Annotated in this window: 25 protein-coding genes; 5 read left to right on the top strand and 20 right to left on the bottom strand. The window is 69.5% G+C overall.

Features of this window, described 5'->3' with window-relative positions:
• Positions 1–45: 45 nt before the first annotated feature.
• The 10 genes from QME70_01140 to cobO all read right to left on the bottom strand — a co-directional run bounded on the left by QME70_01140 (position 46) and on the right by cobO (position 13,678).
• Complete coding sequence (locus QME70_01140; protein MDI6893213.1) at positions 46–1,332, bottom strand: D-alanyl-D-alanine carboxypeptidase family protein; 1,287 nt, start codon at positions 1,330–1,332, stop codon at positions 46–48.
• A 49-nt stretch (positions 1,333–1,381) separates the two neighbouring features.
• A complete protein-coding gene (locus tag QME70_01135; GenBank protein ID MDI6893212.1) occupies positions 1,382–2,224 on the bottom strand; it encodes a DUF4115 domain-containing protein in 843 nt (280 codons plus the stop codon).
• Positions 2,225–2,333: 109 nt separating this feature from the next.
• Positions 2,334–3,629, bottom strand: a complete 1,296-nt coding sequence (gene asnS / locus QME70_01130) for an asparagine--tRNA ligase (protein MDI6893211.1) — start codon at positions 3,627–3,629, stop codon at positions 2,334–2,336.
• Positions 3,630–3,632: 3 nt separating this feature from the next.
• Positions 3,633–4,991, bottom strand: a complete 1,359-nt coding sequence (locus tag QME70_01125; GenBank protein MDI6893210.1) for an amidohydrolase — start codon at positions 4,989–4,991, stop codon at positions 3,633–3,635.
• Entirely contained in the window at positions 4,988–7,684 is a 2,697-nt protein-coding gene (locus QME70_01120; protein ID MDI6893209.1) for a UPF0182 family protein, read from the bottom strand. Before QME70_01120 ends, QME70_01125 begins: the two co-directional genes overlap by 4 nt.
• A 15-nt stretch (positions 7,685–7,699) precedes the next feature.
• Positions 7,700–9,286, bottom strand: coding sequence for a sigma 54-interacting transcriptional regulator (locus QME70_01115; GenBank protein ID MDI6893208.1), 1,587 nt, complete (start codon positions 9,284–9,286; stop codon positions 7,700–7,702).
• 6 nt (positions 9,287–9,292) lie between these two features.
• A complete protein-coding gene (locus tag QME70_01110; protein ID MDI6893207.1) occupies positions 9,293–10,447 on the bottom strand; it encodes an acyl-CoA dehydrogenase family protein in 1,155 nt (384 codons plus the stop codon).
• A gap of 16 nt (positions 10,448–10,463) precedes the next feature.
• Positions 10,464–12,116 (bottom strand): urocanate hydratase, encoded by a 1,653-nt coding sequence (hutU, locus tag QME70_01105; protein ID MDI6893206.1) that lies wholly within the window; start codon positions 12,114–12,116, stop codon positions 10,464–10,466.
• Positions 12,117–12,134: 18 nt separating this feature from the next.
• Positions 12,135–12,980 carry a class I SAM-dependent methyltransferase gene (locus QME70_01100; GenBank protein MDI6893205.1) on the bottom strand — a complete coding sequence of 282 codons (846 nt, stop codon included), beginning with the start codon at positions 12,978–12,980 and terminating at the stop codon, positions 12,135–12,137.
• A gap of 86 nt (positions 12,981–13,066) precedes the next feature.
• On the bottom strand, positions 13,067–13,678 hold the full coding sequence (gene cobO, locus QME70_01095; GenBank protein ID MDI6893204.1) for a cob(I)yrinic acid a,c-diamide adenosyltransferase: 612 nt from the start codon (positions 13,676–13,678) through the stop codon (positions 13,067–13,069).
• A 112-nt stretch (positions 13,679–13,790) separates the two neighbouring features.
• Between cobO and QME70_01090 the strand changes: the two genes are divergently transcribed.
• Together QME70_01090 and QME70_01085 are read left to right on the top strand one after the other, a co-directional pair.
• Complete coding sequence (locus QME70_01090; GenBank protein ID MDI6893203.1) at positions 13,791–13,976, top strand: hypothetical protein; 186 nt, start codon at positions 13,791–13,793, stop codon at positions 13,974–13,976.
• A gap of 47 nt (positions 13,977–14,023) precedes the next feature.
• Entirely contained in the window at positions 14,024–14,428 is a 405-nt protein-coding gene (locus tag QME70_01085) for a L,D-transpeptidase (GenBank protein MDI6893202.1), read from the top strand.
• Here QME70_01085 and QME70_01080 read toward each other — a convergent pair.
• The 10 genes from QME70_01080 to QME70_01035 all read right to left on the bottom strand — a co-directional run bounded on the left by QME70_01080 (position 14,425) and on the right by QME70_01035 (position 23,082).
• Positions 14,425–14,658 carry a spore coat protein gene (locus QME70_01080; GenBank protein MDI6893201.1) on the bottom strand — a complete coding sequence of 78 codons (234 nt, stop codon included), beginning with the start codon at positions 14,656–14,658 and terminating at the stop codon, positions 14,425–14,427. The genes QME70_01085 and QME70_01080 overlap by 4 nt on opposite strands.
• An 88-nt stretch (positions 14,659–14,746) precedes the next feature.
• Positions 14,747–15,193: a spore coat protein gene (locus QME70_01075; protein ID MDI6893200.1), complete on the bottom strand. Its 447-nt coding sequence runs from the start codon at positions 15,191–15,193 to the stop codon at positions 14,747–14,749.
• A complete protein-coding gene (gene aroQ / locus QME70_01070) occupies positions 15,144–15,578 on the bottom strand; it encodes a type II 3-dehydroquinate dehydratase (protein MDI6893199.1) in 435 nt (144 codons plus the stop codon). Before aroQ ends, QME70_01075 begins: the two co-directional genes overlap by 50 nt.
• Before the next feature lie 95 nt (positions 15,579–15,673).
• Positions 15,674–17,263, bottom strand: a complete 1,590-nt coding sequence (locus QME70_01065) for a bifunctional shikimate kinase/3-dehydroquinate synthase (protein MDI6893198.1) — start codon at positions 17,261–17,263, stop codon at positions 15,674–15,676.
• Entirely contained in the window at positions 17,260–18,384 is a 1,125-nt protein-coding gene (gene aroC, locus QME70_01060; GenBank protein ID MDI6893197.1) for a chorismate synthase, read from the bottom strand. Before aroC ends, QME70_01065 begins: the two co-directional genes overlap by 4 nt.
• Complete coding sequence (locus tag QME70_01055) at positions 18,372–19,292, bottom strand: shikimate dehydrogenase (protein MDI6893196.1); 921 nt, start codon at positions 19,290–19,292, stop codon at positions 18,372–18,374. The genes aroC and QME70_01055 overlap by 13 nt, the downstream gene beginning before the upstream one ends.
• Complete coding sequence (gene aroA, locus QME70_01050; GenBank protein MDI6893195.1) at positions 19,276–20,661, bottom strand: 3-phosphoshikimate 1-carboxyvinyltransferase; 1,386 nt, start codon at positions 20,659–20,661, stop codon at positions 19,276–19,278. Before aroA ends, QME70_01055 begins: the two co-directional genes overlap by 17 nt.
• Positions 20,658–21,617, bottom strand: coding sequence for a prephenate dehydrogenase (locus tag QME70_01045; GenBank protein MDI6893194.1), 960 nt, complete (start codon positions 21,615–21,617; stop codon positions 20,658–20,660). The genes aroA and QME70_01045 overlap by 4 nt, the downstream gene beginning before the upstream one ends.
• Positions 21,617–22,684 carry a 3-deoxy-7-phosphoheptulonate synthase gene (gene aroF / locus QME70_01040; protein ID MDI6893193.1) on the bottom strand — a complete coding sequence of 356 codons (1,068 nt, stop codon included), beginning with the start codon at positions 22,682–22,684 and terminating at the stop codon, positions 21,617–21,619. The genes QME70_01045 and aroF overlap by 1 nt, the downstream gene beginning before the upstream one ends.
• Entirely contained in the window at positions 22,681–23,082 is a 402-nt protein-coding gene (locus tag QME70_01035; protein MDI6893192.1) for a chorismate mutase, read from the bottom strand. Before QME70_01035 ends, aroF begins: the two co-directional genes overlap by 4 nt.
• A gap of 344 nt (positions 23,083–23,426) precedes the next feature.
• Here QME70_01035 and QME70_01030 point away from each other — a divergent pair, with 344 nt between their 5' ends.
• From QME70_01030 to QME70_01020, 3 genes are all read left to right on the top strand, one after another.
• Entirely contained in the window at positions 23,427–24,350 is a 924-nt protein-coding gene (locus QME70_01030) for an ATP-dependent Clp protease proteolytic subunit (protein MDI6893191.1), read from the top strand.
• Positions 24,351–24,356: 6 nt separating this feature from the next.
• Positions 24,357–24,569 (top strand): YlzJ-like family protein, encoded by a 213-nt coding sequence (locus QME70_01025; protein MDI6893190.1) that lies wholly within the window; start codon positions 24,357–24,359, stop codon positions 24,567–24,569.
• Positions 24,570–24,726: 157 nt separating this feature from the next.
• Positions 24,727–25,845: a hypothetical protein gene (locus QME70_01020; GenBank protein ID MDI6893189.1), complete on the top strand. Its 1,119-nt coding sequence runs from the start codon at positions 24,727–24,729 to the stop codon at positions 25,843–25,845.
• Positions 25,846–25,848 lie beyond the last annotated feature (3 nt).

The raw sequence follows: 25,848 nt of genomic DNA, 5'->3' as shown, positions 1-25,848 counted from the left end.
GCCTTCATTATGGCAGTCAGCCCTCCATCCATCAACGCTCCTGGCTCACGTCAGGCCAGCCGCGTGCAGCCAGCGGAGGGCCGGAAGAAAGCATTTCCATATCAGCCAGAACGGGGTGGCCCGGGGAACCGGTTCCCGGGCCACCAGTATCACCTCGGCCGCCTGCCGCTCACCAGCGAGGATGATGAGCTTCCCCAGGGGCTGGCCCCGCCGCACCGGACTCAGGGCGCGTCTCGCCAGTTCCTCAAGCAATCGCACCCTGTTCGATTCTGACTTGTGGATGACCGCCACCAGGTCTCGAGAGAGTACCAGGTCGACCGAGCGCGCAGCACCTCCCGCCACGGGGATACTCCGGTAGTACTCTCCCGCGTGCCCCCGTTCGACCAGGGTGAAGTTGGCAAACCCCCAGTCCAGGAGGCGACGGGTGTCTCCCCACCGGTCGGCGGAATCGAGGACCACGCTGATGAGGCGCATGCCATCGCGCATGGTGGAGGTGATCAGGCAGGCACCGGCGGCAGCGGTGGTGCCCGTCTTCCCCCCCTCCATGCCGGGGTACACACCCAGCAGCCGGTTGGTATTGTACAGGGTACCCGTTGACGAGGGATCGCCCAGGTCGGCCACCTGCTTTTGCACCGTGGCCACCATCTCGGCGAACAGGGGCAGGGTCAAGGCGTACCTGGTGATGAGAGCCAGGTCGTAGGCTGTGCTGCAATGCCCGGGTTCGGTCAGGCCGTGGGGGTTCCGAAACCTGGTGGAAATGGCACCCAGGCCCCGGGCCTTTTCCGTCATGAGACGGGCGAAGTCCTGCTCGCTCCCCGCTATGTGCTGGGCGATGGCCACGGCGGCATCATTGCCCGATTCCAGGAGCAGCCCGTACAGCAGGTCCCTCAGAGTATACTCCTGACCTTCCCGCAGGCCCATCACCGATCCGGGCATCCAGGCGGCATCGGCGGATATCCTCACCGGTTCGGGCAGGGAACCCTGCTCGATGGCCACCACGGCGGTCATGATCTTGGTGAGGCTGGCGGGGTCCCGTTCTTCCGTGGCACGGAGGGCATAGAGGACGGCCCCAGTGGTCCATTCCATGAGCACGGCAGCCCGGCAGTCCAGGCGGGGCCGCTCCGCGCTGACGGGCGGCTCCACCAGGGCGGGCACCTCGCCCCAGTCCTCGCCCCAGCCCTCGCCCCGATCCTCACTCCAGCCCGGGCCACCATGGAGGCCGTACTCCTCGTAACCCTCCGCTCCGACCGGGCGGGGGTGCGGCTGGTTACAGACAAGTATGGAGCCCAACAACACCGCCAGCACAAGTGCACAGTACCGGAACCGGATCAAGGAGCCCCCCGGACGAAGATATGGATGCGGGCGGCCGGGTATGTTCCGGCTAGCGGGCGACCTGGACGATGACGTCGACGACGTCTCCCGCTCCGCCCAGCTCCCCCACGGGCACCCCGTTGACACTGAGCACGATGGCACCGGCGTTCCCCGCCCGCAGCTTGAGGCTGGCCTGGGCTCGCCACAGCTTCTCCTGCCCGGATGTATAGGTGGTCTCCTCCCGCACCAGGCCGTCTGCGGTCACCCGCACCCAGCAGCGGTCGCGGAAGGAGGCCTTCACTTCGAGGGAAGAAGCCCCCTGGACATTCAGGGTCACCACCCCGCGCGGCCCGGGCACCTCTTCCAGGGTCACGCCCGGAGCACCACCAGGTCCACCTCCGGGCACGCCGGGCGTAGTTCCGGGGCCCCCAGGCGCGGCACCGCCGGGCGCAGGCGTCCCCGGACCGCCCGGCTCAGTGGGACCCGGCGCGGGGCCGGGCGCCGGCGGTCCCTCGCGGGAAGGAAGGGCACCGGTGGGTAGCAGCCCCGATTGCCAGGCCCACCACGCCACGAAAAGCGCCGCCAGAAGGAACAGGACGAGTGCCGTGACGGGCAACGCGCGAGGGAAACGGGCGACCTTGCGGGGAGCGGCCGGGGGCGGTGCCTGGCTGGCCCGTTCCGCCTCCTTGAGGGCACGGTAGCGTGACGCCAGTTCCTGACCGTCCAGGCCCAGGAAGTTGGCATAGGTACGCAGGAACCCCCGGAAGTACACTTCTCCCGGCACCACGGTCTCGTCCCCGCGCTCGAGGGCTTCCAGGTACCGGGTGCGGATCTTGGTTTCAACCTGCGCGTCTTTCAGGGACAGTCCCTTTTCTTCCCGGGTTTGCCGGAGCAACTCCCCGATCTCCCGCATTTTATCCGACCTCCTGCCCAGCCCCAGGAAACAGCCCGCCCTCGCTGGCCTTGGAGGAGAGACGGAGCGCTTCTCGGGGGGAAACCGCGGCCTCCCCCGGGGCCACCCGTCACGGGGTCAGGTGATAGAGCATGCGCGGGAAGGGAATGGCCTCCCGCACGTGCCCCAGCCCGCATACCCATGCCACCGTCCGCTCTATCCCCAGTCCGAAGCCGGAATGGGGAACGCTGCCGTACCGGCGCAGGTCCAGGTACCACTCGTAGCTCTCGGCGGGAAGACCCAGCTCCCGCACCCGCGCGGCCAGCGTCTCGAGGTCATCCTCTCTCTGCCCACCGCCTATAATCTCGCCGTAACCTTCCGGAGCCAGCAGGTCGGCGCACAGGGCCACCTCCGGCCGCTCCGGATCTCTCTTCATGTAGAAGGCCTTGCACCGGGCCGGGTACCGGTGCACGTGCACCGGCCTCTCGAAGCTCTGGGAAATCACGGTCTCGTCCGGTGCCCCGAAATCTTCCCCCCAGGGGAGGTCGCGACCGTTCCGCAACAGGATCTCGCGGGCCTCATCGTATGATATGCGCGGGAACGGCGGTACCACCTTCTCCAGAGGAGCAGGGTCCCTCTCCAGTTGCTCCAGCTCTCGTCTCCGGTCCGTGAGCACCCGTTGCACCACGTGGGAGACTATCTCCTCCCCCAGGGCCATGCTCTGATTCAGATCCCAGTACGCCATCTCGGGCTCCACCATCCAGAACTCCATGAGGTGACGGCGGGTCTTGGATTTCTCGGCCCGAAAGGTGGGCCCGAAGCAGTAGACCAGGCCCAGGGCGGCGCAGGTCGCCTCGTTGTACAGCTGGCCGCTCTGGCTCAGGTACGCCGGGGTGCCGAAGTAATCAGTGCGGAAGAGGGTGGTGGTGCCCTCACATGCCGCCGGCGTGAGGATGGGGGCGTCCACGCACAGGAAGCCCCGGTTATCCAGCAACTCCCGGATGGCGCTGATGACCGTGTGGCGGATGCGCATGATGGCCTGCTGGCGCGGGGTGCGCAGCCAGAGGTGGCGCCGCTCCACCAGGAACTCCACCCCGTGCTCCTTGGGGGTGATGGGGTAGTCCTGGGCCCACTGCACGACCTCCAGCCCGGTGAGGCTCAGCTCGTACCCGCCAGGTGCCCGGCCGTCCTCCCGCACCTTGCCGCGCACGCGGATCGACGACTCCTGGGTGAGCCGGCCCGCCAGCGCAAAGGTTTCCGGATCCAGGTCGGAGGCGGTGGCCACCGCCTGCGCGAATCCCGACCCATCCCGGACGATGAGGAAATGGATCTTGCCGCTCGAGCGCAGATTGTACAGCCAGCCCTGGATGCGGACCTCTTCACCAACATGTCCGCGCAGTTCCTCAATACGCACCGCATCCCCCACCGGCTAAGGAACCTCCTCTGGGGAAATGAGCTTGTCCCACAGTCTGGCGTACTCATCCCGGTCCGCTGCCAGGGACCGGAAATCAGCCAGTATGCCGGAGGCCACGGCTGCCTCCCCGGCCAGAAGGTCCACCACCGTCATGGCCATGGCCTGCGCCGGGACGACGTAGGCCATCTCGGGATCGACTACCCGGAAATCCCGGGCATGAGCCCGCCCCGCCACGCCACCGATGGACGGGTGAATGGCCGGCATGAGGTGGCTGACATCACCCATGTCCGTCGATCCACCCATGTGCTCCTCGCAGGTGATGTTCTCCGGACCGATGAGAAGGCCCAGGTTGTCCGCAAACACGCGGGTGAGCTGGGGATCGTTGCGCATGGGCAGGTACCCGGGTATGTCCTCGATGCGGACCCGCCCCCCCACTGCCAGCGCCCCCGCGCGGAGGGCCCGGTTGACCTTGCGGTTAGCGTCCGCCATGGCCTCGGTGGTAGCCGCCCGCACATATGTCTCCAGGCGGACGTCGGCGGGGACGATGTTGACCAGATCCCCACCCCGGGTGAGGATGGGATGCACCCGCACGTGATCCTCGTCCCGGAAGGTCTCCCGCTGGCAGTGGATGCCCATGATGCCCAGGATGGCGGCGTTGAGGGCATTCACACCCTGGTGGGGCGCACCGCCGGCATGGGCCTCCTTCCCCTCGAAGGCGGCGAGCTTCCCGATGAAGCCGTTGCAGGTCCCCCCCACCTTGGCCTTGCGGCCGGGGTTGTCCGAGTCGGCGTGGCAGAGCATGGCCAGATCCACGTCGTCCAGCAGCCCGCGGGCGATAAGTTCCTGCTTTCCCCCGAGGAACGAGATCTTCCCCTCCTGCCGCAGGCGCTGGCGGAACTCGATCTCCACGTACTCCTCGGCGGGGACCGCCCAGAACACCACCCGGCCCGAAAGATGCGGACGCAGCTCGGGTATGGTGAGGCCGGCCGCAGCCCCCCACATGGCGGCCAGTTGCCCGTGGTGACCGCACGCGTGCACGGCGCCCGTATGGGGGTCAGCATCCGGATGTTGATAGCACACCACGGCGTCCAGTTCCCCGAAGATGGCGACCGTGGGACCGGGCCTTCCGAAATCGAGCTCCGCCCGCACTCCGGTAATGGCCAGGCCGGGCTGGGGCTCAAGGGCGAGGTCCGCCAGCTTGCCGGCGATCAGCGCGGCCGTACGGGTCTCCCTGAACCCCAGCTCGGGATGGCGGAACACCTCCTCGGCCAACCCGATCACTTCCGCGGCTCGGGTGGAAACGGCCTGCCGCACTGCGTCCTTAAGCGCCGGGATCCCGGGCCTGTCCCCTCCCGCGCTTCCGCCCGTCGTCACGGCGATGTCCCTCCGGTCAGTTCGCGCAGTCTCTGCAGCACGTCCCCCAGCTCCCCCAGGGCCTGACCGTACCCGGCCCAGTCGGCGGCCGCCACCCGCTCCTGGGCCGTGCGATAGAGCTCGCTGGCCCGCCTGACCAGGTCGGGGATGGTCTCCACCGCCGGGGGCCCAGTGGGAGGCCCGACCGGTGGTCCCGTCACCCCCAGGGTGGCTGCGCGTAGAGCGTCCTCCAGGGTGCGCTCCATGGCCACCACGTTGCCGTAGCCCACTATTACCCGCTTGAGCTCGGGCAGCTTGGTCTCGGGAGACTGCAGGTAGAGGGGTTCGACGTACAGGATGGACTCCTTGATAGGAATGACCAGCAGATTGCCCCGGAATACCAGTTCCTTGGCTCCCCACAGGGCCAGGTCCTGGGAGATGCGGGCATCCTGGTCGATCCGCGCCTCGATCTGCATGGGGCCGAACACCAGCCGCTCCTTGGGGAACTTGTACACCAGGAGCTGACCGTAATGGGTCCCGTCGCAGCGGGCCGCCATCCAGGCGATCATGTTCCGCTTCTCGTTGGGGGTGTAGGGCAGGAGCAGGATGTACTCGGGACCGACCCGGGGATCCAGCTCCATCATCAGATAGTAAGGCTCCATCTCCACGGTATCTTTGCCGAAGATCTCCTGGGCCACGTTCCAGAGGTCTTCCCGGTTGTAGAAGACGAAGGGGTCCTGCATGTGATACGCGGCGTACATCTTGGCCTGCCACCGGAAGAGGTCCACCGGATAGCGGACGTGCGCCCTCAGCCCGGCCGGCATCTCTTCCGCCGGTCGAAAGAGGCCGGGGAAGATGCGCCCGTAGGTCTGCACGATGGGATCGGTGGGGTCGAACATGTAGTAGGTGATGTCGCCGTTGAAGGCGTCCACCACCACCTTCACGGAGTTGCGCACGTAGTTGAACCCTTCGGGCGATCGCTGGGAGTAAGGGAAGCTGTTGCTGGTGGTGTAGGCATCGATGATCCAGAAGATGCGCCCCTCGTGCAGCACGGGGTAGGGGTCGCGGTCCAGGTGCAGAAAAGGCGCTATGCGCCGGGTACGCTGGGCAATGTTGCGGTAAAGCATCACCCGGCTATCGGGGGCGATGGCCCCGGAGAACAGCAGCTGGTAGCTCTCCAGGCGCACGGCGAAGGCCAGCCGGTTCAGCCAGCTCCCGATGGGCAGACCACCCCGACCCTCGTACGTATACCATTCGTTGACGTCGCCGCGGGGGTAATCGAACTCTTTCTCGCGGGTCTTCACCACTACCCACTGGTTGGTGAGTTCCCCGTAGTAGATGCGGGGCTCCCTGACCCCCACATCCGCGGTGGCAACGGGCGGGATGTCCTTGATGAAGAACTCGGGCATCCCCTCCTCGCTGAACCGGTTGGCAGGGCTCATCACCATGCCGTAACCGTGGGTATACTTCAGGCGCTCGTTGATCCAGGTGCGGGCTGCTTCGGGCAGGTTGGCCTGGTTGAGCTCCCGCATCCCCACCAGCACCTGCCGGTAGCGACCGCCCACCGTATAGCGGTCCACATCGGTATCGGGGAAGGTGTAGTACAGGCGGATCTCCTGCAGCTGGGCGTAGGTTTGCCTCAGGGGCTGGTAATCCCAGAGGCGGATGTTCTCGACCACTTCCGGGGCTGTCACCAGATCCTCGTAGGTTAGCGCATCGCGGGGGGCAAACGGCACCTCCTTGATGGCGTCCAGGTTGTAGGCCAGGCGGGTGAACTTGATGTCATTGCTGATGAAGGGCTTCTCCTTCTCCAGCTCATTGGGGTTAACCCTAAACTGCTGTACGGCGGCAGGGTAAATCGTCCCCCCCACCAGGGAAGCGGCCACGAGCAAACCCAGGGCCGCCAGGACGGGACGCCCATTGCGCAGGCGGGCGGTGAACACCACCACCGCGGCAACCGCGAGAGCCAGCCCGGTGAGCACGTTGAGGGCGGGCAGCACCGCGTGCACGTCGGCGTACCCGGCCCCGAACACCGCGCCCCGCTGCGATAAAAGAAGTCCGTAACGGTCAAGCCAGTATCCCCACGCCTTCAGCCCGAGGTATCCCACCACCAGGAGGGACAGGTGCCACCTGGCCTGGCGCCCGATGGAGATGCGACCCCCCGTCCCCACCAGCCCTCCGGTCAGGAAGTAGATGACGGCAGCCCCCAGAAAGCAGAGCACCAGCAGGGTGGAAGCCAGGGTGTACACCAGCCGCAAGAACGGCAGGGAAAACACGTAGAAGGACGCATCCCGCCCGAAGAGGGGGTCGGCCAGGCGGAAGCCCACCTGATTCAGGTAGGACAGCACCAGGGGCCATTGCCCCGATGAGGACAGACCGGCTATGAAGCCCACCCCGATACTGGCCACCCACACCAGCATGCCGAAGCGGGCCGGCAGGGGAGGTATCCCCCATGCCTCCTGAACCCCCAGGTGGCGCTGCCGCTGCGCCCAGTACAGGTTCACTCCCAGCAAGAGGGCATACACCAGGCCGACCCCCGCCCCCACCCACAGCCGGGAGAGCCACACCCGCCAGAGCACCCCGGCGTAACCCAGGTGGCTGAACCACAGCCACTCGGTGTAGACGTATGCGGCGGCAACCGCGACCACGAGCAGGATGCCCAGCACCACTCCGAGTATCAGCAGGGACAGCCGCGTGCGCTCCCTTATCGTCACCACCTCCTCGCCAGCCTACGATATCCCTTCTCCGCCGGCGGTGGCCCGTCCTGCTTCCTTCAGCCGTTTCCACAGGGTGGTACGGCTGATCCCCAGCCGCCGCGCCACCTCTGCCTTGCTCCCTTTGATGCGGCGGGCCATCTCGTGCATGATCTGGGCCTGCATGCTCTCCATGGTGCCCGGCACCACCTGGATGGGAACCCGCAGGGATTCCTCCTCCACGGCGGAAAGGAAGTCATCCAGGGCCATCTTCTCGCGCTCCTCGGGCGGGAACAGGGGCAACCCCTTCCAGAGCAGGAAGTAGCGGTGGGCGAAGTTGCGCAGCTCGCGCACGTTTCCCGGCCAGCGATAGCGCAGCAGGCGCTGCCTGCCGGGAGCCGTCAGGTCGAGAGGTTGTCCGGCCAGCTCGGTCCAGAAGGCCGCCAGCAAGGGTTCCAGGTCCTCGAGGCGCTCGCGCAGAGGGGGGACGCGCAGCTGCAGCTCGCTCAGCCGCCAGTACAGGTCTTCCCGGAACCGCCCTTCGTCCACGGCCTGCTTGAGCTTTCCCCTGGTGGTGGCCAGCACGCGCACACCGCCCTCTTCCTGCTCGAGAAGGCCCAGCAGGCTCGCCTGCCACTCGGGCGGGAGCTCCTCGACCTGTTCCAGGACCAGGGTTCCCTGGAACGAGTTGCCCTTATCCGTGACCCTCCCCAGCCTGTCCTTCAAGGCGTGGGGACTGCCGCCGCAGGAAACTACCACCAGTTGCTGGCCCGCCAGGGGCCCGTGGCAATGCATGTACGCGCACATGAAGCTCTTGCCCGCCCCCAGCTCCCCCCACACCAGGGCGGGACGGAGGCTGGCGGCGATCTGGCGGGCCAGGGCTACCGCCCGGTCCATGGCCGGGCTGCCGGCCACCACTTCTTCCCACGGAGGCCTCATTTCCTCCCCTTCCCGCACCGGTATCTCCTGCGGCGCCATATCGCCGGGCCCGCGCGGCCCGTCGCCGCCCCCGGCACCGGCGGGACCGTCCAGGCCTCCCCCTCCGGCCATACCCCCGGTGGCCTGCCCCAGGGCCGCCAGGACTGCCCGGGCTCTCTTCAGGGCTTCCTCCAGGGCCGCCTTTCCCGGCGTGACCGCCACCCCCGCCAGTCCCAACCCAGCGGCCAGGCTCACGGTGGTCTCGCCGCCCACCACCACCGATCCCGGCGCCACCTTCTCCAGGTGCTCCCTCACCTTGCCCGCGTCCCGGGGCAGGGAGAGACAGGTGACCGGGACCCCAGCCACCTGGGAGAGCACGCCCGCATCGGGGCCCGCGCGGGAGTAGTGGACCAGCACGATGGGGCGCCCGCCCTGGCGGGCGCGGCCCAGCGCCTCCAGCAACTCAAAGGAGGTGGCCTCCACCTCCACCACGGGCAAGAGTCCAACCTGCCGCAGCCCGCGGGCCAGGGGAGGAGGGGCGACCATCACCGCAGCCCCCTCCTCCAGGGCGCGGGACACCACCCGCTCGGGGTGAAACTCCGCGCCCGCGTAAACCAGAGCGTCTTCGCCTGTCTCGGCCAGCAGTTGGGAAGCCGCGGCCCGCAGGCCGGGTGAACGAAGGACCAGGGCTACCCTACCGGCCAAGTCAGATCACCCCCTGTCACCACCCAATCCCAGCTGCCGGGAGATGACCAGGCGGAGGATCTCCGAGGTACCCTCCCCTATCTCCAGCATCTTGGCGTCGCGGAAGTAACGCTCCACCGGGTACTCCCGGGTATACCCGTACCCGCCGTGAATCTGCACGGCGTCGCGGGCGGCATCCATGGCCGTCTCCGAGGCAAAGAGCTTGGCCATGGCCGCCTCCTTCGTGTGGGGAATCCCCCGCTCGCGCATCCAGGCCGCCCGGTATACCGCCCAGCGGGCGAGTTCGATACGGGTGGCCATGTCCGCCAGGCGGAAAGAGATGGCCTGGAACGCGGCGATGGGCCGGCCGAACTGGTAACGCTCCCGCGCGTAGCGCGAGGCGGCATCGTAGCAGGCCTGGGCCACCCCCACGGACAGCGCTCCGATGGCGATGCGCCCGCCGTCCAGCACGCTCAGGAACTGGGCCAGGCCCCGGCCCCGCTGGCCGAGCAGGTTCTCCCCCGAGACCCGGCACCCCTCGAAAACCAGCTCGGCCGTCTCGGAAGCACGGACCCCCAACTTGTCGAAGATGCTGCCCACCCGGAATCCCGGAGATTCGCGCGGCACGATGATGGTGGAGATGCCGCGGGGACCCGCTTCCGGGTCGGTCACCGCCGCCACGATGACGGCTCCCGCCCGCGCCCCGCTGGTGATGAACACCTTGCTGCCATCGATGACCCACTCGCCGTCCTGGAGGCGGGCCCGGGTGCGCACGCCCCCCGCGTCCGACCCCGCCCAGGGCTCGGTGAGCCCGAATCCGAGCAGCATCCTGCCCCGGGCCGCCGGCTGCAGCCAGCGCTCTTTTTGGGCGGACGTGCCGTAAAGGTGCACGGCGCCGCATCCCAGGGAGGTATGGGCGGCGATCATGAGGGCGGTGGCCGCGCACGCACGGGCCAGCTCCTCCACCAGGATGGCGTAGCTCACATAGCCGGCCCCCGCTCCCCCCTCTTCTTCGGGAACGGGAAGGCCGAAGAACCCCAGGTCCGCCATCTTGTCTATGAGTTCCTGCGGGTATTCCCCGGCGCGGTCCCTTTCCGCGGCTCCGGGCGCCAGCTCTTTCTCCGCGAACTCGCGGGCCAGGTCCCTGATCTGCTTCTGCTCGGGTGCCAGATCGAACTCCAAGTTCCCGTGCCCCCCCTCAACGCATGGGTATCCGGATCCCCTTTTCCCGAGCCGTCTCGATGGCCTTCTCGTACCCGGCGTCGGCATGGCGCACGATCCCGATGCCGGGGTCGGTATCGAGGACCCGCTCCAGCCGCCAGGTGGCCTCCTGCGTGCCCGTGGCCACCACCACCATGCCGGCGTGAATGGAATACCCGATTCCCACCCCTCCCCCGTGATGTACCGATACCCAGGAAGCCCCGCTCACTGCATTCAGGAGGGCGTTGAGGATGGGCCAGTCGGCGATGGCGTCCGAGCCGTCCTTCATCCCCTCGGTCTCCCGGCGGGGCGAGGCTACCGATCCGGTGTCCAGGTGATCACGGCCGATGACGATGGGAGCCTTGATCCTGCCCTGCCGCACCAGGTCGTTGATGAGGAGCCCGAAGCGGGCCCTCTCCCCGTACCCCAGCCAGCACACCCGGGCCGGCAGCCCCTGGAAGGGCACCTGCTTCTGGGCCAGGCGGATCCAGCGCACCAGGGTTTGGTTCCCGGCGAACTCCCGGCACACCACCTCGTCGGTGACGTGGATGTCCGCGGGATCGCCCGACAGGGCCACCCAGCGGAAAGGTCCCCTCCCCTCGCAGAACATGGGCCGGATGTAGGCGGGCACGAAGCCCGGATAGGAGAAGGCGTGCTCCACCCCCGCCCGGAAGGCCCCCTGCCTGAGGTTGTTGCCGTAATCGAAGGCGATGGCTCCCCTCTTCTTCATGTCCAGGATGGCCTGCACGTGCGCCGCCATGCTCTCGTAAGCCCGCTTCACGTAGCTCTCCGGGTCGCGCCGCCTGAACCCGGCCGCCTCTTCCACCGTGAGCCCGCGGGGGATGTATCCACCCAGGGGATCGTGGGCCGAGGTCTGGTCGGTGACCACGTCGGGGATCACCCCGCGCCGCACCATCTCCGGGTACACGTCGGCGGCGTTCCCGGGCACGGCTACGGAGAGGGGGGCGCCCTTCTCCCTGGCCTCCGCCGCCAGACGGATGGCCTCGTCCAGGGGAGCCTGACGCTGGCAGAACCCCGTGCGCAGCCGCCGCTCGATGCGGGCCGGGTCCACCTCCACGATGATGCCCACGCCCTCATTCATGGTGATGGCCAGAGGCTGGGCTCCCCCCATGCCCCCCAGGCCGGCGGTGAGCACCAGCTTCCCTCTGAGGGTACCTCCGAAGTGCTGGCGGGACAGCTCGGCCAGAGTCTCGTAGGTGCCCTGCAGGATGCCCTGGGTCCCTATGTATATCCAGGATCCGGCCGTCATCTGCCCGAACATGGTCAGACCCTGCTCTTCCAGCTCCCAGAAGTTCTCCCAGGTAGCCCAGGCGGGCACCAGCATGGCGTTGGAGATGAGCACGCGGGGAGCCAGGTGATGGGTGCGGAATACGCCCACGGGTTTACCCGACTGCACCAGCAGGGTCTCGTCTTCCCCCAGGTCGCGCAGGGACCGCACCAGGGCGTGAAAGCACTCCCAGTTGCGGGCCGCCTTCCCCGTCCCCCCGTACACGATGAGTTCGGCCGGCTTCTCCGCCACCTCGGGGTCCAGGTTGTTCATGAGCATGCGCAGGGCGGCTTCTTGCTGCCACCCGCGGCAGGACAGGGCGAGCCCCCGCGGTGCGCGCACGACGGGCGCTTCTTGCGACACGCCACTCCCTCCTTCACCCTAATGGGTTTTCTCCGCCTGTACCGCCAGGTAAAAGCCGATGCGCAGATACTTCTCCCAGTTGGGGCTTTCCGCCAGAAGCTGCCTGGAGGGCACCGGTTCTACCATAGCGGTCACCTGCAGGCCGGCATCCCGGGTGGCATCCAGATAGTCCTGCAGGGTGCGGTGGAAGTGCGGGGTACCGGCGGGCAGGTTGGGGTACACCATCCAATCCACCCGTTCCCGGTGGAAATAGCGGTCCACCTTCCAGTGCAGCTTGTCGTGGTCGCTGCCCGAAACCCGCAGGCGGTCCCTGGGCTCCCAGGACGCGCCCGGGGTGAAAAAGCAGGGGTGGGGCAGGCAGTACACCAGGCGTCCCTTCTTCTTGAGGACGCGGGCCGCCTCCCGGAGCGCCAGCTGATGGTCAATGCAGTCGGACAGGGAAAGGTAGGCCGTGGCCGCATCGAAGGTCTCCTTGCCGAACACGGCCAGGTCGGTCATGTCCCCAAGGCAGTATGTGATGCCCAGGGGGCGTCTCTGCTCCTCTGCCTGGGCCAGAGAGATCATGGCCGGGGAAATGTCCACTCCCACCACGCTGGCCTGCCGCAGCGCCATCACCCGGCTGAAATACCCCTCGCCGCAACCCAGGTCCAGAACGCGCGCACCCCCCAGGTTCCCCAGCCACCTGAGCATGACCGGATCGAGCAGGCACTCGCGGTCGCCGTCGCGCCCGGAGCGGACCCAGTCCGCCCACTGGGGTGCGCAACGATCCCAGGCCTCCACCACCACGTCGGGCGTCGTCTGCCTGCCCCGGGGCCGGGCTGTACGGGACGCCGCCCTCTGCACGTCGCGCACGTCGCCGGTCAAGCCGTTCTCCTCCTGTCAGGGGAAAGTATTCTGTGGTTCGCCCCCGTACCCCTTTCCCCCTGCAGGCAAATGGTACCACCCCTGGCTCAAAACTCGATGCCCGCCCTGGCCGCCACTCCCTGACGATAATGGTGTTTGATCTCCCGCACCTCGGAAACGGTGTCAGCCCTGGCCATCACCTCGGGAGGAGCGTAGCGTCCCGTCAGCACCACATCCGCGTCCGGGGGACGGTCATCCAGGAGGTCGAGGATGTCCTTCACGGAGAGCAAACCGAAATCGACGGCCACGTTGACCTCGTCCAGGATGATGAGCTGATAGCGTCCGGAAAGCATGGCCCGCCGCGCCAGCTCCATCCCCCGCCGGGCCAGCTCCCGGTCCTCTTCGGCGGGGCTGGTGCGATCGACGAAGTGGTCCCGACCCGACTGCACCACCGTCAACCATTCGGACAGAAACCGGTGGGCCGCCTCCGTTTCTCCATATGTGCGCCCCGGCCCTTTCATGAACTGGACCACATACACCGCTTCGCCGTGCCCAACGGCGCGCAGGGCAAGGCCAAAGGCGGCCGTGGTCTTTCCCTTGCCGTTCCCGGTGTACACCAGCACCAATCCCCTGCCTCGCGATCCAGCCTCCCTCTTGGGTTCCGCCCTGACCTCCACCTCGCCTTCCAGCTCCATCCCCATCTTCAGTTCCGCGCTCACCGGCGCACCCCCCTCCCGGTTCCCCGCGCTATTTTAGCCCAGCGAGGAAAGATCTGTCTATCTGGGCAAGGGCGGCCGCGTGTGGTAGCATTACCGGGTGGTGGGTTCGCGAATGGAATTTCCGGGTGCCGATGCCCTGGCCGTATTCGCCGCCCTGGTGGCCCTGGCAGTGCTGACCTTCGTGGGGGTCGCGTACCGGGGCACCATCGGCTGGCAGGAGAGTCTCCTGGTGTCCGCGGGCGTGATCGTCACCGTCGCCCTGTGCGTGCTGGGCTCAGGGCTGGTATGGCGCCGCTAGGCCGCCCATCCCTTCCCGGTCGCATATGCTGGTGACGGTGACCGCACGTGTTCCGGCCCCGGCACTGGGTACTGGCGGCGGAGGCCCCGGAGATCGTCATCGATGTGCAGGCGTGCCTGCTCACCTTCTTCCGCATGGGCAGGTTTCACAGGCTGTACCCCTGCGCCGTGGGGCGTCCCTCCACCCCGTCCCCCCGCGGGCAATGGCACGTGGTATTCAAGGTGGAACATCCGGAGTGGGCGGTACTGGGAACCCGGTGGATGGAGCTGGACGTCCCCTGGGGTCGATACGGCATCCACGGTACCAACGCGCCCTGGAGCATCGGGCACTGGATCTCCAATGGCTGCATCCGTATGTACAACCAAGACGTGGAGGAACTGTACGACCTGGTTCCCCTGGGCACGCCCGTACGCATCGTGGGCCGCTACCCCGGGGAACCGGTCGCCGCTTAGCCCGGAGGCGTGGGACGGGCAGGTTCCACCTTGTACCAGCCCCGCGCCTGCATGGCGTCAAACAGGGCCTTGGCCTGGTTGATCTGATCGTCGTGCAGGGTCTCCATGGTCTGCCGCACCTGATTGCTGGCAGACTCCAGAATGGCCACGTGATAGGTGCTGGACATGGCCTTGATGGTGGACAGGAGATCCCCCAGCATGTCCCGGTCGCTCATACCGCCTAACGGCATCCTGATTCTCCTTTCTCGCTCCACCGGCGAGCGCTTACGGCCTCGCCCTGCACACCCAGGGCCCGCGGGGGTAGGGGTCCGCGTTCCCTTAGGGCGGAGGCGTGAAACCGCTCTGCTGCAGCAGGTTGCTCAGGGTCTGCACGTGCTGCTGGCATTGCTGCCCCAGGTTCTGGATTACCTCCCGCAGCTGGGGATCCTGCACCTGGCTGGCGAAGGTGTTGCACTTGGTGAGGCACAACCGCTCGTGCTTGAGCTGTTCCTCGGCGTAGTACTTCTCCAGGGCGCTCAACTGCGCACCCCGCATCTGGGCTGCCACCCGCTTCACCTCCTCTTGTGGGGAAACGGTCTGCGGCGCCCCGGCACCGCGGTCTCCGGGGCCCCGGCACCGCTCCCCTGCTGGCCATCTGGCAGTAGTTTCACCAGCCCGGAGGCATTTATCCGCCGCCGGGGTGCGGGGGGCCGCAACTGCGCGGCGGGCAACCCGGCTACGTCCGGGCCAGGGACGCCATCGCCTCCAGGGCCAGCAGGTATCCATGCACCCCCAGCCCGGCGATGACACCCCGGCAGGCCCCCGCCGTAACCAGGGTGTGGCGGAAGGACTCCCGCGCCCAGATATTGCTCAGGTGCACCTCCACGCAGGGGATGGGGATGGCCCGGATGGCCTCGGCGATGGCCAGGCTGTAGTGGGCGTACGCCCCGGGGTTGATCACCAGGCCTCCGGCCTCCCGACCGGCCCGGTGGATGGCACCCACCAGCTCTCCTTCCCCGTCGTACTGGGCACAGCGCACTTCCAGGCCGATCTCCCGGCCCCGTTCCTGCAGGCGCCTGTCGATTTCCGCCAGGGTGACTGTGCCGTACACCGCCGGCTCCCTCAGCCCCAGAGCCCCCAGGTTGGGCCCGTGCAACACCCACACCCGCACCGCCCTCACCTCCCCACCGCGTCTTGCTTCCTCGCCTCTTCCGGTCCGTGCCTGGCCCTGGCTCGCGCCGCCCTCTTCCCTGCCTGCACCCGGCCTCACTCTTCCAGCCTCCGCAGGACTTCCCGCAGCCGTCCTGTCTCCACGGCCACGCCAAAGCTCACCTCCCCCGGGCTATGGGGCAGCACGAAGCGGGGCTGGCCCTCCCTGACCTTCTTGTCCCATCCCATGCGCCGCTCCACCCTGCCCGCAAGTCTCGCCGGCATGGCCACGGGCAACCCCAGCCGCAGGAGCAGGGTCCGTACCCGCGCGGCCAGCTCCCCGGCCCCGGCCAGCTCGCACGCCGCCACCAGGCCCACCGCCACCGCCCGGCCGTGGTCCCATCCCGTCTCCCGCTCCAGGGCATGGCCCACCGTGTGGCCCAGGTTGAGAAGCTGGCGTGGCCCCTGCTCCCGTTCGTCCCTCTCCACCAGAGCCCCCTTGAGAGCCAGGCAGCGTCGCACCACCTCCGTGAGGACATCCGGGTCGGCCGCAAGCAGGCGGTCGACCTGTGCCTCCAGGAGCCGGAGGAAGTCCTCTCCCTCCAGGACGGCGCCCTTCACCACCTCGGCCAGGCCTGAACGGACCTGGGGCGGCGGGAGGCTGCCCAGCACCTCCACATCCACGTGGACCGCCCGCGGCTGCCAGAAAGCACCCACCAGGTTCTTGCCCCGGGGCAGATCGATGGCCACCTTGCCACCCAGGGAGGCATCCACCTGGGCGAGGAGAGTGGTGGGTATCACCACCCAGGGTATGCCGCGCAGATAGGTGGCGGCGGCCAGGCCGGCCAGGTCGCTCACCGCACCCCCGCCCACGGCCACCACCCAGGCCTCCCGGTCCGCCCGGTGACGGGCCCAGGTCTCCCACAGGTACCTCAACCAGCGCGACCTCTTGGCCCCCTCCCCATCGGGGACGAGCGACACGCCCACGGCCCGCCCCTGCTCCCTCCACCGCGCTACCAGGCGCGCCCCGTAGAGAGAGTAGGGCAGCGGGGAACTCACCACCAGCAGGGCCGAAGCCCCCCGGCCCGGAGCCTCCAATCGGGCACCAGCCACCCCGCCCGGCTCCCCCCGCACCAGGCACTCCACTCCGCCCGCCCGGACCCCCATCTCCCAGGAGCCCGGGGCTGGGCGCCGGCGGAGGCCGGCGCCCAGATCAGCCAGTACCCGGGCAGCGGCTTCTTCCGGCCCGAGGCCGGTCACGGTCACCGCCGGACCCAACCCGCGCGCGGCATCCATCCGCTTGCATACGGCCCGCCGGGCCTCGCCGGCGAAGGCGGGGTGGGAGGGATCGGGGAGGCCCGGGCGGGGCGAGCGACGGATGCGCTCCACCAGGACGTCGGGGTCCTCCTCCAGCGCCACCACCCGGCCCGATCGCCCCAGCAACTCCCGGACGCCCGGGTCGAGGACGGCTCCGCCCCCCAGGGCCACCACCGCGCTCCCCAGCTCCGCGATCACCCGCACCGCCTCTCTCTCCCGGTGCCGGAAGCCCTGCTCACCCTCACGGGCGAAAATGTCCGCGATGGACTTCCCCGCCCGCACCGCGATCAGCTCGTCGGCATCCAGGAAGGGCAGGCGCAGACGGGACGCCACAATCTGACCGATGGTGGTCTTACCCGCACCGGTGGGACCGACCAGGTAGATCTTCATCTGCCGAGCCCCGCCCTGATATCCCCCACCCGGTCTCCTCCGTAGCGTTCCAGGACGGCGCGGGCCAGCTCCCAGGCGACGGCAGCTTCGGCCACCACGGCGGCGGCGGGAACGGCGCACACGTCGGCCCGCTGGGCGGGTGCCTGTGCCTCCTGCCCGGTAACCAGGTCCACGGAGGGCAGGCCGCCCGGCAGGGTGGGTATGGGTTTCATGGCCGCCCTCACCAGGAGGGGCTGGCCATTGGTCACCCCGCCTTCCAGGCCCCCGGCGCGGTTGCCCGCCCGACCCAGCCCGGGCAGGATGGGGTCGTGGGCATGCGACCCCGCCAGGGTAGCCAGGGCGAAACCCATCCCCACCTCCACCCCCTTGATGGCCGGGATGGACATCACCGCCGCCGCCAGGCGGCCGTCCAGGCGCCTGTCCGCCTGAACGTAGCTCCCCAGCCCGGCGGGTACCCCGGTGGCCACCACCACGAAGGTACCGCCCAGGGTGTCGCCCGCGCTCATAGCCCTGTCGATTTCTTCCCGCATGGCCCGGGCCCGGTCCTCCCACGGGCAGCGCAGGGGAGATGCCTCCGCTCGGGCAGCCAGATCGTCCCAGTCCACCTCTCGTCCGCTGACGGCGTCCTCGACCTCCTGGCCCGGCCGGCCATCCCCGCCCGCGCTGCCGATGCCGGTGACCAGGCTGAATACCCGCACGCCCATCTCCTCCAGCAGCCTCCTGGCCACCGCTCCCGCGGCGCAGCGGGCGGCGGTCTCGCGGGCGCTGGCGCGCTCCTGTACGGGCTGCAGGTCAGGAGGAGAGTATTTCAGGAATCCGGCCAGGTCGGCATGGCCCGGGCGGGGGATGCGGTAGACCTCGGGACCCGCCACCCTGGCTCCCACCCGGTTGGGGATGAGGATCCCCAGGGGAGCTCCCGTGGTCAGGCCCTGATACAGGCCGCCCCACACCTGCACCTCTTCCGTCTCGGCGGCCATGCGGCCGGACCGCCCGTATCCCACCCGGCGGCGGTCCAGGTCCTGCTCGATGTGGGCGGGAACCAGGGGGATGCCGGCGGGAACTCCATCCACGATCACCACCAGGCCGGGACCGTGGGAATCTCCTGCCGTCAGGTAACGCAAGGCGCCCGTCCTCCTTCCACGGCGCCCTCCAGGGCTCCGCGCATGACGCCCACCGGCGCATCCCGGCCCGTCCATCTCTCCAGGGCCAGCACGCCCTGCCAGAGGAGGACGGCCAGGCCGGTGACCAACAGGGCGCCCTGCGCCCGGGCTCTCCTGAGGAACTCCGTTTCCACGGGGTGGTACACCAGGTCGCAGGCCACGCAGCCAGGCGCGACCGACACCTCCGCCGGTAACGGGCTATCTCCCCTCAAATCTCCCCTGCCCGCGGGGGCGGCGCTCCCGGGGCCTTCCCCGGCCCTCCCGGGGGTCCGGTCCCCCATGCCCAGGGGGGTGGCATTCACCACCACCGCCGCCCCCGCCAGGGCATCCGGGAGCGCCCCGTCCCCCCAGGGCAGGTACCATCCTCCCACCCTCCGGGCCAGCTCTTCCCCCCGGCTCCGGTCCCGGTTCACCACCACCACGGCCAGCCCCATTTCCCTCAGGCAGAATGCCGCCGCAGCGGCCGCGCCCCCCGCCCCGAACACCACCCCCCGGCCCCCCGCCAGCCGGCCGCGGTCTGCCACCTCGGCGATGGCCCGTCCCAGCCCCGGCCAGTCGGTGTTGTCAGCTTCCCATCCCGTACCGGGAAGTAGGGTAAGAGTGTTTGCCGCCCCCACCAGCCGTGCCCGCGGGGTAACCAGGGCGGCGTGGGCGAGGACCTCCTGCTTGAGGGGCATGGTGACATTGACCCCCAGCGCCCCCTCATCCCCCAGGCCGCGCAGCACCTCCCCCGCCCCGCCCGGAGGCACGGGCACGGCCTCATAGCTCCAGTCCAGCCCCAGGGCTCGAAATGCCGCCTGGAACATCACCGGCGAAAGACTGTGGGACACCGGATACCCGATGAGAAAGCACTTACCCCCTCCATCCATGCCCGCCGCCTCCGTCGTCTTCAGTATCGATGCGGGCTCCCAGGGCATCCAGGTGGGCGAAGAACCGGGGGTAGGAGACCGCCACCGCTTCTGCCCCGGTCACCCGCACCGCATCCGATGCGATGAGGCCCGCCACCGCCCAGGCCATGGCCAGCCGGTGGTCGCCCCGGGAGCAAACCGTGCCTCCCCGCAACCGGCAGGGCCCCTCGATGATCCAGCCATCGGGCAGCTCCGTGATGCGCGCCCCCAGACGGCCGAGCTCCCCGGCCACCGCCGCCAGGCGGTCGCTCTCCTTGACCCGCAGCTCTGCTGCCCCGCGCACCCGGGTAACCCCCCGGGCGGCGCAGGCGGCCACGGCCAGCACCGGCAATTCGTCTATGAGGGAGGGCACCTCCTCGGGGCCGATCTCGGTGGCCCGCAACCCGCAAGCGCGCACCTCCAGGTCACCGGCCGGCTCCCCTGCTGCGCGCTCGCCCGGGCCGGTTCCACCAGGGCCGCCCCGGGCGGGCCCGCCCGCCCCTGGGGCACCCATCACCTCGATCCGGGCACCCATGCGGGAAAGGACACCCAGGAAGCCGGTGCGACGCGGGTTGAGCCCCACCCCGGGCAGTATCACGCGACTTCCCGGCACCAGGCAGGCGGCCACCACCAGGAACGCCGCCGCCGAAGGATCACCCGGCACCCGCACGTCGAAACCATGGAGACGGGCGGGACCGGCCAGCCCCACCTCGCGCCCCCGGCGGCGCACGGCGACGCCGGCCAGAGGCAGCATGCGCTCGGTGTGGTCGCGCGTGGGAAGGGGTTCTTCCACCCGCGTCTCACCGGCGGCCAGCAGTCCTGCCAGCAGCAGGCCCGACTTCACCTGGGCGCTGGCCACGTTCAGGGTGAAGGCCCTCCCGGTCAGGCGCCCGCCCCGGACGGCCAGGGGAGCCAGGTTGCCCTCCTGGCGCCCGTCGATATGTGCGCCCATCTCCCGCAAGGGATGCACCACCCGCCCCATGGGGCGGCGGCGCAGGGAATCGTCCCCGTCCAGCACCCGGAACCCGGCCACTCCCGCCAGCACCCCCGCCAGGAGACGCATGCTGGTCCCCGAGTTGCCCAGGTCGATCACCCCGGCCGGCTCGCCCCAGGCGGGACCGCTGCCCCGCACCACCAGGACGGCGTCCTGCCAGTCCATCCGGACTCCCATGGCCTGCAGTGCCGCCAGCGTACGGGCGCAATCGTCGCTGGGCGAAAACCCTCCGATGGAAGACTCCCCTTCGGCCATGGCCGCCAGGACGGCCGCCCGGTGCGAAATGGACTTGTCGCCGGGCAGTTCCACCGTTCCTTCCAGGCCCCTCCCGGCCGGATGCACCGTGACCGCGCTCACCTCGCTCCCTCCCCCCGGGGAGAATCTCCGGTGGCCACTGGGGGCATCCCGGGTTCCTCAGACGGGTGCCGCCCGATCAGCTCCCGCACCGCCCGGCCTTCTTCCAGCAGTCGCACCAGCCCGTCACCTCCCTGCCGGGTGGCCTCCAGGAGAGTCTTCAGCTCGGCGAGCAGCATGCCGGCCACCTCGCCCAGCCACGGGTTACCTGCCAGGATCTCCGCCCAGAGCCGGGGCGGAGACAGGGCCACCCGGGTGGTATCCCGGAAACCCGAGGAAACCAGGGCGGTGGCCGGTACCCCGCCGGCATCCAGGGCTCCGGCCAGCCGGGCCAGTGCTACCGCCACCAGGTAGGGCAGGTGGCTGGAAGCCGCCACCAGGCGGTCGTGCTCGGCCGCCCCCAGGCGCAAGGGCCGGGCTCCCATGGCCCGCACCAGCTCCGCCACCTGGCCCCAGGCTCCCTCCCCCTCCCCGGCGGGAAGGGGATCGCACAGCACGCAGGCGGCGCCCCGGAAGAGGTCTGCCCGGGCCGCGTCCAGGCCCGACGTCTCCCTCCCCGCCAGGGGATGGCCGGGCACGTAGCTCACCCCGGTGCCCCCGAGCAGGGGCCCCACCTCCTCGACCACCACCTTCTTGACGCTGCACAGGTCGCTCAGGATGGATCCCGGTTTCATCCACCTCAGGCAGTCCGCCGCTACCCCTCCGGCGACCCCCGGAGGTACCGCCATCACCACCAGGCTGCACTCTCCCAGCCAGGGCCCCGGCTTCTCCCAGGCCGCATCGACCAGCCCGCGGGCCAGGGCGCCCGCCCGCGCTTCAGGAAGAGGATCACACCCCTGCAGGCCCCCCACCAGGGTCCGGGCGGCCGCCGCCCAGGAGCCACCCATCAGCCCCAGGCCGATCACCGCCACCGCCCGCTCTTTCCAGCCAAAGAAGGGGTCGACCCCGCCTTGGTCCATCAGCTGGCCGCCTCCCGGCTGGCCACCTCCAGGCGGGGTGCGGCCAGGCTGCGGCCCAGTGCGTCCGCCACCAGCCGGCACTCCTCCACTAGGCGGTGGAACTGATCGGGAGTGAGGGACTGGGCTCCGTCGGAACGGGCGCTGACCGGGGAACCGTGCACCTCCACCAGCAACCCGTCGGCGCCGGCCGCTACCGCCGCCCGCGCCATGGGGATCACCAGATCGGCCCGGCCGGTACCGTGACTGGGGTCCACCCAGACCGGCAGGTGGGAAAGGGATTTCACCACCGGCACCGCGCTCAGGTCCAGCGTGTTGCGGGTGAAACCTTCAAAAGTGCGGATTCCCCGCTCGCACAGGATCACGTTGGGATTTCCCTCTGCCAGGATATATTCGGCCGCCAGCAACCACTCCTCAATGGTGGCCATCATGCCCCGCTTGAGCAGGACGGGGCGCTCGCTCCTGCCCACGGCCCTGAGCAGGGGATAGTTGAACATGTTGCGGGTTCCGATCTGGAGCACGTCGGCCCAGGCCGCCACCAGGGGCACCTGTTCGGGCGCCATGACCTCGGTGACGACGGCCAGCCCCGTTTCGTCCCGGGCGCGGGCCAGCATCCGGAGCCCCTCCCGCTCCAGGCCCTGGAAGCTGTAGGGGGAAGTCCTGGGCTTGAAGGCACCTCCCCGCAGCATGACCGCCCCCGCCCGGCGCACCGCGCGGGCGGTGTCCAGCAGGCTGCGCTCGTCCTCCACCGCGCATGGCCCCGCCGCCAGCACCACCTCACGGCCCCCCACGGTAACGCTGCCGCCGTCGCACCTGAGGGTCACCCGCGTCCCTTCCGGGCGGGCCTCCCGGTGGGCGAGGCGGTAGGGCTTCATCACCCGCACCACCCGGTCCACTCCCGGCAGCGCGCCCAGGTCGTCGGGGTCGACGTCGGCCGTGTTCCCCACCACCCCGATGACGGTGCACTTCTCCCCCCTGGAAACGTGGGCCTCCAGCCCCCGGCCGCGGACCTCCGCGATCACCTGTTCCGTCTCCCCTTCGGTGGCCCCGGCCAACATGACGACGATCATGACAGGGTCTCCTCCTCTCCCGCCGGCCGACCGGCCAGGTCCGGGCGCAGGCGAGCCGCCTCGCCCCGGTATACGTGCACGATTTCCCCCTGGGAGCGCCGGGTGTTCCAGAGGAACAGCACCCGCAGGCACCGGGGCAGGTCGTCCGCGCGCGCGGGCTGATCGAGTTCGAACAGGGGCACCCGGTCCCAGCCCATCTCCCGGGCGGCTTGCGCCGCCCGGAGCTCTGCCAGTTCGGGGGGAAAGCTGAACAGAACCACAGCCAGGTCTTCCACTGCGATCCCGTTGGCCTCCACCATGGCTTTGAGTAAATCCCGCACCGCCCCCGGGGCCAGAGCCACGTCAGATGGGATCACCGTAGCTCCCCGGACTCCGCGTACCGCAACGTCGCCTCCCACGGCCGCAACACCCACCTCCCCGCGGCGCGCGGCGGGTCCGGAAACGCAAAGCACCCGTAGGGGGTGCCAGAGCTTTCACTGCCGGCCCCTACCGCCCTACCGTCCTACCGCCGTATTCCCCCGCCCCCAGGCGGCCCGTGCCACCGGCCCGGTAGCGGGGCGAGGAACCTGCCGTCCTCCCTGGCCGGCATTATACAGGGAAAGCCCAGCGGTGGCAATAGTCTCATGCGGATTCCAGCTTCGACCGGCCACCGGGGCGTCGCGCGTGGCGAAAGCTGCGGGAGATACTAAGGTCCGGCGCCCCGGTAGCGCCTCATCTCCCGGTCACCGATGGGAGGAGTTGAGTGAGCCAGCCCGACCCGGCCCCATCACCCGAACCCGGTACCACCATCCCGGTGCGCGAAGTGCCCAACGGGCCGCTGCCACCCGGCACGGCCCCCGGGGTGCCCGCGCCGGCTCCCCGGGCACCCGCTCCGGACCGCCGGCGCCGGCGCCCACCCGACAAGCCCGTCCCGGCCCCGGCTGCAGCTTGGGCGGAGGACAGCTCCGTTCCCGGGGTGCCCAGCAACATCCACTGCCTGGTGGTGGTGGGCCAGATCGAAGGGCACATCCTGCTCCCCTCCCAAAACAAGACCACAAAATACGAGCATGTCCTGCCCCAGCTGGTGGCGGTCGAGCAAAGCGAATCCATCGAGGGACTGCTGGTGATCCTCAACACCGTGGGCGGGGATGTGGAAGCCGGGCTGGCCATCGCCGAGATGCTGGCCTCCATGAAGAAGCCCCGCGTATCCCTGGTGCTGGGCGGCGGCCATTCCATCGGGATGCCCCTGGCCATCGCCTGCGACCACTCCTTCATCGCCACCACGGCCACCGTTACCGTGCACCCCATCCGGCTGAGCGGCATGATCATCGGGGTGCCCCAAACCTTCGAGTACCTGGAGAAGATGCAGGACCGGGTGGTCAAGTTCGTGGTGAGCCACTCTCGCATCACGGAAGAGAAATACCGGGAGCTCATGTTCCGCACCGGCGAGCTGGCCCGCGACATCGGCACCGTGCTGGTGGGCAAGGATGCCGTAGACATTGGCCTCATAGACGAAGTGGGGGGCCTTCGCGAAGCCCTGGTCAGACTGGAGCAGCTGATCGCCGAGCGGAAGCAGGCGGCTGCAGCGGAGAGGCGCCGGGCCGCGGCGGAAAAGCGGCGCGCCGCCGCGAAGAAGCAACGAGCCGCCGCGAAAAGGGAGCGCACGCAGGCGCCGGAGCAGAGGTGAAGGGTCATGCTGTGGACGCCGATGGCGGAAGAAGCGGTGATGGTCGATCCCCGCAGCTACGACCGCGAGATCGTCGAGATCACCTACCACGGGAAGCGCCTGCTGGTGGAGCCGCTTTCCGCCACCCAGGCCCGCGTGGTGAGGCTCATCTCCACCGACCCGGCCGACTTCCTGCGCCCCGACCTGCAGCCCGGACGGGTGGTGCCGCTCCTGCGCTGAATACCGGGCGGGGGTAAGCTCCTGCGCTGAATACCGGGCCCGGCGCGGGCCTACAATCGCCATGGGGGGTGCCATCCTGAGGCAACATCACCAGCGCCCCGGCAGCCCGCCATCGCACCCGCCCGGGCCCTCGGTCTGGGGGATAGCGGCCACGTACATGGGGACGGTGGTGGGGGCCGGCTTCGCTTCCGGACAGGAAGTGCTGCGCTTCTTCAGCCATTTCGGGCGACTGGGTACGGCTGGCGTGATGGGGGCTGCCCTGCTCCTCATGGCCGGAGGCGCGGCCATGTGCGAGCTGGGGAGGCGCACGCGGGCTGCCTCCTTTGGGGATGCCCTCCTCACCCTGGGGGGACCGGTGGCGGGAAGGGTCCTGGACGGGGCCATGGCCTTCCTGCTGTTCGGGGGCACCGCCGTGATGACCGCCGGCTCGGGAGCCCTGTTCCAGGAGCATCTGGGCCTGGCCAGCTGGCTGGGGTCGGCGGTCCTGGTGGTGGCCGCCGTGGGGACGGTGGCGTTCGGGTTGCGGGGGGTGGTGGCGGCCAACCGGGTGGTGGTACCCGTGCTGGTCACCTCCGTGCTGGCGGTCTCCGCCTCCAGCGTCCTGGCCCGGGGCATGTGGCCGGGGTGGACGTGGTGGCAGCCGGGGGCAGCCGCCCACCCCTCCCTGGCGGTGGCCACCGTCCTCTACGCCTCGTATAACCTGTTCCTCTCCCTGGGAGTGCTGGCTCCCCTGGGCGCCAGCACCCGCTCCTTCCGCACGGTGGCGGCGGGAGGCATCCTGGGCGGACTGGGACTGGGCGCTGCCGCTCTGGTCGTGCACCTGGGCGTGCTGAGCAGCCTCCCCTCGTCGGCCGGCATGGCCATCCCCATGCTGGAGGCGGCGGCAACCCTGCCGCCCTGGGCCCGCACCGGGTACGCCCTGGTTCTCTTCGCCGAAATATACACCACGGCGGTGGCCAACCTCTTCGCCCTGGAGCGGCGTCTGACCTCCACCCCCCGGCGGCCCGGGGGTGACGGCTCCTCCGGGCGGGCCGGCGGGGCTGGCCCTTCCCGCGGGGCCAGGGGTACCACCGCCCTGTCCCTGGGTGGTACCGCCCGGCCCCGGGGCAGCAGGGGAAGGGCGGCGTCACTGGTGGGGATGGGCCTCCTGGCGCTGGTGGCCAGCCGTCTGGGCTTCCCCCGCCTGGTGGTGACCATCTATCCCCTGGCGGGTTACGTGGGTTTGCTGGTCCTCCTCGCACTACCCGTAGCCCTCTGGCGTACCCGCAGGTTATAATGG

The organism is Bacillota bacterium (assembly GCA_030019365.1).
Lineage (GTDB): Bacteria > Bacillota > Sulfobacillia > JACIYH01 > JACIYH01 > JACIYH01.
This window is presented reverse-complemented; position numbering and strand designations above follow the sequence as displayed.